The organism is Pedobacter sp. MC2016-14 (assembly GCF_020991475.1).
Lineage (GTDB): Bacteria > Bacteroidota > Bacteroidia > Sphingobacteriales > Sphingobacteriaceae > Pedobacter.
In genome coordinates, this window is record NZ_JAJMPA010000003.1 from 647,111 (window position 1) to 659,675 (window position 12,565).

8 protein-coding genes are annotated in these 12,565 nt (G+C 40.4%); 7 read left to right on the plus strand and 1 reads right to left on the minus strand.

The window, feature by feature from the left end:
- Window positions 1-26 precede the first annotated feature (26 nt).
- Window positions 27-326, plus strand: a complete 300-nt coding sequence (locus tag LPB86_RS18255; RefSeq protein WP_230692846.1) for a hypothetical protein — start codon at window positions 27-29, stop codon at window positions 324-326.
- Window positions 327-366: 40 nt separating this feature from the next.
- Here the strand turns inward: LPB86_RS18255 and alaS are convergent, their stop codons facing one another.
- On the minus strand, window positions 367-3,066 hold the full coding sequence (gene alaS / locus LPB86_RS18260) for an alanine--tRNA ligase (protein ID WP_230692847.1): 2,700 nt from the start codon (window positions 3,064-3,066) through the stop codon (window positions 367-369).
- 114 nt (window positions 3,067-3,180) lie between these two features.
- Between alaS and LPB86_RS18265 the strand changes: the two genes are divergently transcribed.
- The 6 genes from LPB86_RS18265 to LPB86_RS18290 all read left to right on the plus strand — a co-directional run bounded on the left by LPB86_RS18265 (window position 3,181) and on the right by LPB86_RS18290 (window position 12,565).
- Window positions 3,181-3,516: a MerR family transcriptional regulator gene (locus tag LPB86_RS18265; protein ID WP_230692848.1), complete on the plus strand. Its 336-nt coding sequence runs from the start codon at window positions 3,181-3,183 to the stop codon at window positions 3,514-3,516.
- A 55-nt stretch (window positions 3,517-3,571) separates the two neighbouring features.
- Entirely contained in the window at window positions 3,572-5,638 is a 2,067-nt protein-coding gene (locus tag LPB86_RS18270; RefSeq protein ID WP_230692849.1) for a helix-hairpin-helix domain-containing protein, read from the plus strand.
- Entirely contained in the window at window positions 5,628-7,718 is a 2,091-nt protein-coding gene (locus LPB86_RS18275) for a ComEC/Rec2 family competence protein (protein ID WP_230692850.1), read from the plus strand. The genes LPB86_RS18270 and LPB86_RS18275 overlap by 11 nt, the downstream gene beginning before the upstream one ends.
- A gap of 28 nt (window positions 7,719-7,746) precedes the next feature.
- Window positions 7,747-8,526: an enoyl-CoA hydratase/isomerase family protein gene (locus LPB86_RS18280; protein WP_230692851.1), complete on the plus strand. Its 780-nt coding sequence runs from the start codon at window positions 7,747-7,749 to the stop codon at window positions 8,524-8,526.
- 158 nt (window positions 8,527-8,684) lie between these two features.
- A complete protein-coding gene (locus LPB86_RS18285) occupies window positions 8,685-10,382 on the plus strand; it encodes an LTA synthase family protein (protein WP_230692852.1) in 1,698 nt (565 codons plus the stop codon).
- A gap of 2 nt (window positions 10,383-10,384) precedes the next feature.
- Window positions 10,385-12,565, plus strand: a complete 2,181-nt coding sequence (locus LPB86_RS18290) for a S9 family peptidase (RefSeq protein WP_230692853.1) — start codon at window positions 10,385-10,387, stop codon at window positions 12,563-12,565.

The following is a 12,565-nucleotide window of genomic DNA, read 5'->3' on the forward strand; positions in this document are numbered from 1 at the left end:
TAACACACACACAAATGATTAAAACTATGAAACGATTAATTCTATTTGCGTTGCTTGGGATCGGATCCCTGGCCGCGATGCCAGCAAAAGCACAGGTAAGTTTAAACGTACACATTGGTCCAAGACCACAACCAGTAGTGTACTACAGCAATCCAAGACCTGTTGTTGTACGGTCTGTTAGGTACTATGAACCCAGACGAGTACAATACGTAAGGGCTAACAATTACCGCAGGCCAAATGTAGTTGTAGTGAAACACAAACATTATAAACACCATAATAATCACCATAGAGGTAATAATGGTCATGGCATAGGTGGCCGCCACTAAATAAAAAGGGGGGAATTCGTTAAGATTCCCCCCTTTTCTGTTACTTAATAAACGTGTGGGCCTTTTCCAGCACAGCCGTCAGGCCACTGGCATTTTTACCTCCGGCAGTGGCATAAAAGGGTTGTCCCCCGCCCCCGCCCTGTATGTCTTTAGCAAGCTCCCGCACAATTGCAGAAGCATTCATGCCCTTATCCTTTACCAGATTCTCAGAAAGCATCACCGTAATACCAGGCTTATCATCAATTAAAGTTGTCAAAACAAGATACAAGTCATCAACAATATCCTTTACACCAAAAGCTAAGTTTTTCACCGCCTCCGCATTAGGAAGCTCAACATGTACCGCAATCATATTTACACCGTTAATGGTTTTAAGATGATGCACAATCTCATGTTTTAAGCCTGCAGCGTGTTCTCCGGCGGCTTTATCTGCGTCTTTTTTAAGTTTCGCATTTTCCTCCAGTAGTCCAGATACCGCGGCTGTAAGGTCTTTATTGCCTTTTAATAAGGCACGCAATTCGTTTAGTTCCTTATTTTGGTGCAATACAAAAGCTTCCGCTTTATCTGCAGTAATCGCTTCTATACGTCTTACGCCCGCGGCAACGGCGCTTTCCGAAATTATTTTAAAATAACCAATCTGTCCGGTTGCCTTTACATGCGTGCCACCACAAAGCTCCTTAGAATAGTGGTCATCAAAAGTAATGATCCGCACCAACTCACCATATTTCTCTCCAAAAAGCGCGGTAACACCACTGGATATAGCCTCATCATATGGTACATAACGCTGTTCTTTTAAAGGAATATTTTCCCGCACCTTCTGATTCACCAGATGCTCAATTTTTGCCAGTTCTTCCTCAGTAATCTTCGCAAAATGAGAAAAGTCAAAACGCAGGTAGTCCGCATTTACCAGAGAACCTTTTTGGTTCACATGTGTACCCAACACCTTTTTTAACGCTGCATGAAGCAGATGCGTAGCCGTATGGTTGTCTTGAGATAACAAACGCTTACCCTCGTCTATTACTGCCCAGAAAAATCCTTCAACATCTTCAGGTAAAGTGTCTGTATAATGAACAATCACACCATTTTCCTTTTTTGTATCGGTCACTTCAACAGAAAACAGGCGGCTATGGTCTTCTAATCTGCCGGTATCACCTACCTGTCCGCCACTTTCAGCATAAAAAGGAGTCTTGCTCAATACCATCTGGTAGTGTTCTTTACCTTTAGAATTTACCTTACGGTACTTTATGATTTTTGTTTCCGCCTCAAAATCGTCATAACCTACAAACTCAACTTCAAGCTCCGGATGAACAGCAACCCAGTCGCCTGTATCAATTGCGGTAGCAGCCCTTGAACGCTCTTTTTGTTTCAAAAGTGCTTTTTGATACTCTTCCATATCTACCGTCCAGCGCTGCTCTCTTGCCATCAGTTCAGTCAGGTCAATTGGGAAACCATAGGTATCCTGCAATTCAAATGCAAATTCACCAGATATGACCATTTGGTCTTTCAAAATACTGTAAACCCAGGCATCCTCAAAAGATTTCTCCAGTTCAATAGCATTCTCAGACATCAGCAATTCCCCTTGTTTCCGGGTATAATTTTCAAAGCGCTGAATCCCTGTCGCCAGTGTTCTTAAAAAGGAAATCTCCTCTTCCAGAACTACCTTCTGTACAAATTCCTGCTGCAATACCAATTCCTCAAAAACACCACTAAACTGATTGGCCAAAACTGGCACCAATTGGTTTAAAAAGGGCTCCTTCAAGTTTAAAAATGTGTAAGCATAACGTACTGCACGGCGTAAAATCCGGCGGATAACATATCCTGCCTTCGTATTAGAGGGAAGTTGTCCATCCGCAATTACAAAAGAAATTGCCCGGATATGGTCAGCCATCACACGCATGGCGATGTCAGTTTTTTCATCAGCACCATATACTACATCAGCATGGGCGGCGATGAACTGAATCAGGGGTTGAAATACGTCTGTATCATAGTTAGATGACTTCTGCTGCAATACGCGCACCAATCGCTCAAAACCCATTCCGGTATCAACATGTTGAGCTGGTAAAGGCTGTAAAGAACCATCTTTCAGTCGGTTAAACTGCATAAATACATTGTTCCAGATCTCTATAACCTGAGGATGGTCTGCATTCACCAAATCTTTTCCACTAACTGCTGCACGCTCCTCAGCAGTACGACAATCTACATGAATTTCAGAGCAGGGACCACATGGGCCAGTATCTCCCATCTCCCAGAAATTGTCTTTTTTATTACCTAAAATGATGCGGTCTTCCGGCACAAATTGCTTCCAGATCTCAAAAGCTTCCGTATCTCTCGGCAAGCCCTCTCTTTCATCACCCTCAAAAATGGAAACATACAATTGATCTTTAGGAATTTTATAAACTTCAGTCAGTAGTTCCCAACTCCAGCTCAATGCTTCTTTCTTAAAATAATCACCAAAACTCCAGTTGCCCAACATTTCAAACATGGTATGGTGATAGGTATCAATACCTACCTCCTCCAGATCATTGTGCTTTCCAGACACACGCAAACAACGTTGCGTATCTGTTACACGGGGATATTTTATGGCTGCCTCACCTAAAAACAAATCTTTAAACTGATTCATACCTGCATTGGTAAACATCAGGGTAGGATCATTTTTTACCACTATGGGTGCCGATGGAACGATATGATGTTGTTTAGATTCAAAAAATTTTAAGTAAGCCTGCCTGATTTCTTTTGCTGTCATGTTATAGATATTGTGCAACAAAATTAAAATTTTATTGCGGTATTCTACTAAAATCCCTTTACATTTGACTACTTTAAATAAAAGCCGTAATCAACTCATAATCAACATAAAAATATGCCTTACAAAGAACGGGAAATCAATAAAATGTATTACACCATGGGTGAAGTCACCGAAATGTTTGGTGTAAATGCTTCTCAGATCCGCTTTTATGAAAAGGAATTTGAAGTGCTGCAGCCTAAGAAAAATAAAAAAGGAAACAGACTGTTCAGTCCGGAAGACATAGAAAACCTGAAGATTATATTTCACCTGGTAGACGATAAAGGTTTTACCCTTAAAGGAGCCAAAGAACATCTAAAAAATAACAGTAGTGAAGTAAAGGAAAATCAAAAAATCATCGATTCCCTTGAAAAACTGAAAAGCTTTTTGCTGAAGCTTAACGATGAAATTTAATTATTTTAACATTTTCTTCTCTTTCTCAAAATAAAAAAACTTATTCCGGGTTACTATGCCCGGAACAAAAACTCCATTCTTAAAAAGAACCGCAACGGCGCTTGCCTTTATCGCAGTCAGCACCCATTTTGCCCATGCGCAACAACTCCAGGACCAGTTTATCAGAGACCTGGTAGAAAGTCTTGCTGAAACAGTTCCTGAAGATTATGATCTTTCAGAAATCAGCGATCGCTTACATTATTACAATAAGCACCCTATAGACTTAAACCACAGCAGCGGCGAAACGCTAAAAAACCTGATCTTCCTCAGCCCTTTACAAATCAGCAACTTATTCAATCATTTAAAAACAAATGGCATGCTGCTGGACCTGCTTGAACTTCAATCCATAAATGGATTTGATGTAGAAACAATTCAAAAAATAATGCCTTTTGTTACTTTACGTAGCGAGGGCAGGCTCAACAGCTTATCCCTTAAAAATCTAAGCAGTAAGGGTAATCATGATCTCATTTTAAGATACGCCAAAACGCTGGAAGTTCAAAAGGGTTTTACAGATCTTCCCGGAAGCAGGTATCTCGGCAGCCCTGAAAAACTATTGGGCAGGTATCATTACAACTACAATGATCTGCTCTCCGTATTTCTTATTGTAAAAAAGGATGCAGGAGAATATCTGTTTGCTGGAAATAACAAGCGTAGTTTTGATTTTATGTCTGCCCACATTGCCTTAAGCAATGTGGGTCGTTTAAAAAAAATAGTAGTGGGTGATTATAACCTGCAATTTGGGCAGGGCTTAACCTTATGGACAGGTTTTGGCTACGGAAAAGGACCAGATGTAACCAGTGTAGCTAAAAAAGACCTCGGACTCAAACCCTCCACCTCTTCAAATAATCTGGCCTACCTTAGAGGTGTCTCCGCAACAATTACCCTATTCAAAGACATAGACTTTAGCCCCTTCATTTCATTAAAAAAATTAGATGCCAGTTTATCCAAACCGGTAGATGAAGTACAAACGCTGGTCAATCTAAGCACCAGTGGCTTGCACCGCACTGCTACAGAGATAAAAAACAAAGGCAGTCAGGAGCAAATGCTGTATGGGGCAGCTTTACAATACCATAACAATAACCTCAGTATAGGCACGGTACTGTACCATTCCAGCTACAAGCATCCATTTATAACCGGTACATCAGCCTATAACAAATATAGTTTTACAGGCCGCCAGCTTAGTAACGCTGGCCTGCATTACAATTACACTTACAATAACCTCTATTTATATGGAGAAGCTGCACACAGCATCAATGGTGGCAGCGCATTTATCAATGGGGTAATGGCCAGCTTGTCCAGAACCATTTCAGCCGTATTAGTCCATCGTTGGTATGCTGTAAATTACCATAATTTCTTTGCCCAGGGCATGGGGGAAAACAGCGAAGCAAATAATGAAAAAGGGTTATACGCTGGCTTAAACTTTATCCCCAATAAAACCTGGAACGCAGCCCTTTATGCAGACGTATTTCAATTCCCCTGGCTAAAATACCGCATTGATGCAGCATCCGGAGGTTACGATTTGCTGAGCCAGCTCAGCTTTAATCCTTCTAAGACCTTCAAAAGCATCGCCCGTTTAAAAGTTAAACTGAAGGCGCAAAATCCAGATGATCCACTGTCAGAAAACTTGCTTGATGAGGTTTATAAATATAATTATAGACTAAAATCAGACTATCAATACAACAGGAAGCTTAGTTTCCAAAACTGTATTGAAACTGTTCAGTATAAAAAAGGAAAATCAAAAACAGAAACCGGTATTTTAGTCTATCAGGATATTGACTACAGTTTTCCTAAAACCGCACTTTCAGGAAACTTACGTCTGGCCTGGTTTCATACCTCATCTTACAACAGTCGTTTATATGCTTATGAAGAAGATGTTTTGTATGGTTTTGGCTCCGGAATGTACAATGGTCAGGGGTACAGAACTTTTCTTAACCTCAGGTATAGATTAGGTAAACGCATTAACATCTGGACCCGGTATGCTATTTCCATCTACCCTAACTTAACTACAATTAGCTCAGGGCTGGATGAAATACAGGGCAATAAAAAATCGGAGTTTAAAATTCAGCTGCGTTATGAATTCTGAAAAACTGGTTTACGGTGCCGAAATTGTCTTCGTCAGATTGTTACTGCCCTTATGCTTTGGCATATTTTTCAGCGATTTAACAGAAGCCCAACACCTCAATTACATCATCTTTTTAACCGCATTAACATTTAGCACATTGTGCGCCATAAATATCTTTTATCGGAAGCTAAAAATCTACTTTATCAAGGCAGCACCGGTATTGCTGTACTATGTGCTTATCTTTTTGATAGGCATGTTATCCGGAATGCTCCGCAACCAGTCACAGCATGCCGGGCATTTCAGTAAGCAGCCCTTTCGCTATCTAAAACTATTGGTTGATGATGAACCTCAGCAAAAAGGGAACATCGTGAGGATAACTGCCCTTGTAATCGGCGCAATTACAGTAAAAGATAAATATGAAGTTATCAGGGGCAGAATAATGCTTGCGTACCCAAATACCAATGGTAAATTACATCTTCAATATGGAGACGAGCTGTTTATCCCGGCTGTTTATAAGGCCATTGCGCCAGTTTATAACCCTGGTGAATTTGATTTCCAGGCCTGGATGGCAAAGCAAAACATCTACCACCAGGCTTTTTTAAATCCAGGTCAGCTAAAAGTGTTAAGCCATAATAACGGCAACAGATTAATCGCTTATGCCTTAAATTTACGTCAGAAACAGCTTAAAGCTTACCGTAACATCATCAAAGATGATAATGCTTTTGCTGTAGCAGCCACTTTAATTTTAGGCTCCCGTGAAGATTTAAATCCGGAAATCATTACTGCGTATTCCAAAACTGGAACCATACATGCACTTTCCGTTTCCGGAATGCATGTGGGAATGATTTATTTGGTTTTAAACTGGTTACTTGCTTTTATGGACCGCAACAGGCAGGCTAAAACACTAAAAATCTTCCTTATAATTTCCTTGATCTGGTTTTACAGTTTAGTAACCGGATTTAGTCCCGCAGTATTGCGCTCGGCAATTATGCTCACCGTATTTATTCTTGCAAAAGCATTTAAACGGAACACAAATAGCTATAACATCCTGGCCTTTGCAGCTTTTGGCCTTTTAATGTATAATCCATTCCTGCTATGGGACCTAGGCTTTCAACTGTCATTTTTATCGGTTTTCGGGCTCATCTACCTGCAACACAAAATAAAATCGTTGTTTTACACCAAATACAATATCATAAACTGGATTTGGGAAGCCGTATGTCTATCCCTATCTGCACAAATTGTCACCTTTCCGCTCAGTATTTATTACTTCCATCAGTTCCCTTTATATGTTCTTCCTGCCAATTTGTTTATTTTAGTTCCCAGTACGCTAATGATGTACCTTGGCCTCGGCATCCTCGTGTTCCGTGCCTGGTTTCTGGCGCCTATGTTTGAGTGGCTCATTTGCTTCACAAACCAGGGTTTAACTTATTTATCCCAACTCCCCAACTCAAGTCTTAATGCCATCTGGATCTCTAAAACAGAACTTTGCTTAATCTATGGCATCCTGATTTTAGTATTTCTCTGTCTGCAAACCCGCAATAAAAAGATGTTGTTTGCAGGCATCTTGTTAGCCATCCTATTGCAAAGTTCCTTTACCCTAAATAAAATCAGTGCCCGGCATCAACACCAACTCCTATTCTTCAGCCTCAAAAATAACTATGGGGCCGCTTTCATTTTTTCAGACACCGCTGTTGTACTCACCGACCTTCAAAAGAACAGCAAAGCATTTCAGTTCTCCATTCAGCCTGCATTAGATCAGAAAAAAGTAAGCTGCATTAAGCTGATGAAATGGTCTGAAACTTGTAAGGTAGGCCCTTTGAAGATCAATAAACATCAAATCCTCTTTCAGCATTATCGCATTCTCAAATACGACAGCCTGCTCCAGCAAAAACGCATCCTGCAGTGCCCCTCTTATCAGGTTATCTGGCTGCATGGAAATGTGCTTTATCGGCCAGGTGATCTTATACAGCAAATTAAGTATGAGCATCTTGTTGCCGATGGCAGCACTAAAACCGGAATGTTAAAAATTTATGAAGATTCAGCAAACTTATTTCATATCAAACATCACATCTTAAAGAATAAAAAGGGATATTTGCCCTAACTCAACTGATCTATTTATGCTAACCAACATGACAGAACCTTTGGTTTTATATAGTGTATATAACAAGGTGGCTACCATCACGTTAAACCGTTCAGAAAAAAGGAACGCCTTAAACCCTGAGCTTGTAAACTTACTTACAGAAAGTTTTTTAAGGGCGGCAGAAGATGAACAGGTTAAGGTAGTTCTGCTTAAAGCCAATGGAGCAGTATTTAGTGCCGGTGCAGATCTGAATTACCTGCTACAGTTACAGCAAAATTCATATGAAGAAAACCTGGCAGATTCTGAAAACTTAAAGCGGTTGTTTACCACTATCTATTATCTTCCAAAAATAGTAATTGCCCAGGTAGAAGGTCACGCTATTGCAGGTGGTTGTGGCCTGGCAACAATATGTGACCTCATTTATGCTGTTCCAGAAGCAAACTTTGGCTATACAGAGGTTAAGCTTGGTTTTGTACCGGCCATTGTTTCCTGTTTCCTGTTGCGTAAGACCAGTGAAAGCATCGCAAAACAAATCCTGCTCACAGGCGATTTGTTTACAGCACAAAAAGCTTTCGACTACGGACTGATAAATTACGTAACGCCGGCAGCAGAGATTAATCAAACGGTTATGGACTGTGCATTGAAACTATGTACAGAAACTTCCGCCAATTCACTTATGGTAACCAAGCAACTCATCGGTCAAACTAACAATCCTCAACTGGAAAAAATGCTGGACTTTGCCGTCCACATCAATGCCAGGGTACGTGACAGTGATGACTTTAAAAAAGGCATTGCTGCGTTCATCAATAAAGAAAAAATCAATTGGTAAGAAGCTTATTATTTTTTGTTCGCCTGTATCTTTTCTGGATACTTTTCTTCTGCATAGACCGGGTAATCTTTCTGGCGGTCTTCCATAAAAAACTCACCCTAATTCCTGCAAAGCAGGTGCTGGCAACCTTCTATCATGGATTTAGCCTGGATTTGTCAATGACAGCATATATCTCCATATTCCCTGTTTTGTATGCTGTATTTAACTATTTATACGGCAAGGGCCAGGCGGGCATGAAATGGTTAAGAATTTACAATACGGTCTTAATTGTCATATTCAGCCTTATCTCAGTCATCAACTTCAATATTTTCAGAGAATGGGGAACAAAATTAAATGCCAAGGCCATTGGTTTTGCATTTACAGCGCCAAATGAATCACTGGCTTCAGGTGCCTCCTCGCCTATTTTACCAGGCTTATCAATTCTTATTTTTCTGATTACCTCGGGTATACTGCTGCGTAAATTCATTGTACCATTACACATCAACTTCAATAAAAATAAATTCAGCACCCGGATTATTGGAAGTATGGTGTTGATGCTGATCAATTTTTTATTCATCCGTGGGGGATCAGTAGCCCCTATTAACCAAAGTGCCGCTTACTATTCAGATGATTCTATCTTAAATCATGCCGCTGTAAATACCGAATGGAACCTGATGTACAGTGTGCTTGCTGCCACAGGGCCTCATAAAAACCACTACCTGTATTTAACGCCTAAAGATGCAGATGAAAATTTAAAAGCCCTGTTCAGTGTCAAAAAAGACAGCACCATACAGGTATTAACCACCAAAAGACCGAATGTAGTATTGGTGATTATGGAAAGTTTTACAGCAGACTTAACCAGTGTGCTTGGGCGGGAAAAAGGCGTAACACCCAAATTTGACAGTTTGGTGCAGCATGGTATTTTGTTCTCCAAAATATATTCTACAGGCAACCGCACCGATAAGGGCATCATTGGCACCCTAGCTGGCTTTCCAAGCCTTGCCGCAGGCAACATGGTCAATTACCTTCATAAAATGCAGAAGATTCCGGCAATTTCCCAGGAGTTCAGGAGAAATGGCTATCAAACCTCATTTTATTACGGCGGTGCATCAGAATTTGACAATTACAAGGCATTTATACTCTCCCACAGCTATCAAAAACTGATTGACAAAAAGGATTTTAGTAAAGCTGAAATGAATTCTAAATGGGGTGCGTACGATGGTGTGGTATTGAACAGACAAATTAAAGAGCTCAATAAAACCAGGCAACCATTTTTTGCTACGCAAATGACCTTAACCAATCACGAACCTTTTGAAGTTCCGGGAGCCTATAAATTTGGTTTGCTGGACAATTCCATGAGGTTCAGGAGCACAGCCTATTATACAGATTCTTGTATCAATGACTTTTTAAACCAGGCAAAGAAACAAGCATGGTACAAAAATACGCTCTTCGTTTTTATCGCAGATCATGGCCATATCCTGCCTTCAGAAAGTAATGAAGTCTACATGCCCCAGCGTTACCACATTCCTATGTTATTTTTTGGTGATGTCATCAAAAAAGAATATCAGGGAAAGGTTTTTGACCGGGTAGGCAGCCAGATAGACCTTGCAAATACCCTGCTAAGTCAGCTAAGTATGAATACTAAACCATTTATCTGGAGCAAAAACCTACTCAATCCTTATACCAGGCCTTTTGCTTTTTTTAGCTGGGATAATGGAATGGGCTTTATCAATAGCCAGCAATGTGTTACATTTGATAATGTAGGCAAAAGAGTTTTATATAATGACAACAAGACAGCTCCTAAACAGACGGCAGAAAGCCTTAGAGACGGACAATCCTTTTTACAGAAAGCATATCAACAATTTATAGAACTTTAAAAATGAACTTAAAAAACACCGCTTTTAAACTGGCCTGTATGGCCGTCCTTTTGTGTGGTTACCTCAATGGCCATGCACAAGGCAAAGATGGCATCAATTGGGCCAAAGATGGGAATTCCTATTATGAGGTAGACCAAATGGGGCAAATTACCTCCATTACCCTTCCAAAAAGGGAACGTAAAGTTATTGTATCTTCCACCTTGCTTAGCCCCGCCGGACTGGGCTACGCACTACAGGTAAGATCTTTTCAACTTTCTGAAGATGGCAAAAAAGCCCTGATCTATACCAACAGTAAAAAAGTATGGCGTTACGATACCCGTGGTGATTACTGGGTAGCTGATTTAACAAGCAACAAACTTTTACAAGTAGGAAAAGACAAACCGGCTTCCTCTCTGATGTTTGCCAAGTTTTCTCCGGATGCTTCAAAGGTAGCTTATGTAAGCGGGCACAATTTATATGTAGACGACCTTAGCTCTGGAGCAACTAAAGCCTTAACTACTGATGGAACAGACCGTTTAATCAATGGAACGTTTGATTGGGTTTACGAAGAGGAATTTGACTGCAGGGATGGATTTAGGTGGAGTCCTGATGGAAGTACGATCGCATACTGGCAAATTGATGCTACCAAAATCAAGAATTTCCTGATGATTGACAACATAGATTCCATCTATCCTTTTACCATTCCCGTAGAATACCCAAAAGTGGGCGAGAATCCATCTAACTGTAAAGTAGGTGTGGTAAATGTGGCAACAGCAAAAACAACCTGGCTTGCTGTTCCTGGTGATCAGGTACAAAACTACATTCCCAGAATGGACTGGATTCCTGGAAGCAGCGAAATTATTTTGCAACAATTAAACAGAGAACAGAATATAAGTAAATTGTATGTAGCCAATACAAAAACGGGAAGTATCAACACCATTTATACAGAAACAGATAAAGCCTGGATTGATGCCGCTCCGGAATTCAAATGGATCAACGAAAACAAAGAATTTATATTGGTTAGTGAAAAAGACGGATGGCGCCATCATTACCGCATCAGCAGAGACGGAAAAAAACAAACGCTGATCACAAATGGCAACTATGATGTTATTGAGAACACGCTGGTTGACGAAAAGAATGGCCTGCTATATTTCATTGCCTCTCCTGCCAATGCTACTCAAAAATATCTGTACAAAACAAAACTTGATGGAAAAGGTAAACCGGAAATGGTAACCTCCGCAGTTTTTCCCGGTACCCATGCTTATGATATTTCACCAAACGGTCTTTGGGCTTTTCATGAATACCAAAGTGCGGCTATACGTCCCATGAGCGAATGGTTGAACATGACCACAGGCAATCCTTTTTCTATGGAGGGCAGTATCACCAACAAATTGTCAACTATAAAATTGGCCAAAAATGGTGTTGAATTTTTCAAAATTAAAACAGAAGATGGTACAGAACTGGATGGATGGATGAAGAAGCCCTTAAACTTTGACCAGACCAAAAAGTATCCTGTTGTATTTTATGTATATGGAGAACCTGCCTCACAAACCGTAACAGACACTTACGGTACAGGAAACAATTTCCTTTATGCTGGCGATATTTCAAAAGATGGTTACATCACCATGTCTATAGAAAACCGTGGTGCCCCTGCGCCTAAAGGAAGAGAATTTCGCAAAAGCATTTATAAAAACATAGGAGTATTGAATATCAAGGACCAGGCAGACGCTGCGAAGAAAATTATGGAGTGGCCATTTGTTGATAAAGACAGAATAGCCGTTTGGGGATGGAGCGGCGGCGGTTCTTCTACATTAAACCTGATGTTCCAATACCCTCAAATCTACAAAACTGGTATTTCTATCGCCGCTGTTGTTAACCAGCTCACCTACGATAACATTTATCAGGAAAGGTATATGGGATCGCCTTTAAAAAGCAAAGAGGCTTATATAAAAGGTTCGCCACTTAGTTATGCCAAAAATCTTCAGGGCAATTTATTATACATTCATGGTACTGGTGATGACAATGTGCACTACCAAAATGCAGAAATGCTCATCAATGAACTGGTAAAATATGGTAAAGTATTTCAATTGATGTCTTACCCAAACCGTACGCATAGCATCAGCGAAGGACAAGGAACAAGACAGCACCTTTCTTTAACCTATACCAAATTCTTACAGCAAAACTGCCCTATGGGCGGCAAATAA

What these genes read in the sequence shown, in the direction of transcription:
- LPB86_RS18255 (WP_230692846.1), top strand. Translation starts at nt 27, where the DNA reads ATGAAACGATTAATTCTATTTGCGTTGCTTGGGATCGGATCCCTGGCC.
- alaS (WP_230692847.1), bottom strand. Translation starts at nt 3,066, where the DNA reads ATGACAGCAAAAGAAATCAGGCAGGCTTACTTAAAATTTTTTGAATCT.
- LPB86_RS18265 (WP_230692848.1), top strand. Translation starts at nt 3,181, where the DNA reads ATGCCTTACAAAGAACGGGAAATCAATAAAATGTATTACACCATGGGT.
- LPB86_RS18270 (WP_230692849.1), top strand. Translation starts at nt 3,572, where the DNA reads ATGCCCGGAACAAAAACTCCATTCTTAAAAAGAACCGCAACGGCGCTT.
- LPB86_RS18275 (WP_230692850.1), top strand. Translation starts at nt 5,628, where the DNA reads ATGAATTCTGAAAAACTGGTTTACGGTGCCGAAATTGTCTTCGTCAGA.
- LPB86_RS18280 (WP_230692851.1), top strand. Translation starts at nt 7,747, where the DNA reads ATGACAGAACCTTTGGTTTTATATAGTGTATATAACAAGGTGGCTACC.
- LPB86_RS18285 (WP_230692852.1), top strand. Translation starts at nt 8,685, where the DNA reads ATGACAGCATATATCTCCATATTCCCTGTTTTGTATGCTGTATTTAAC.
- LPB86_RS18290 (WP_230692853.1), top strand. Translation starts at nt 10,385, where the DNA reads ATGAACTTAAAAAACACCGCTTTTAAACTGGCCTGTATGGCCGTCCTT.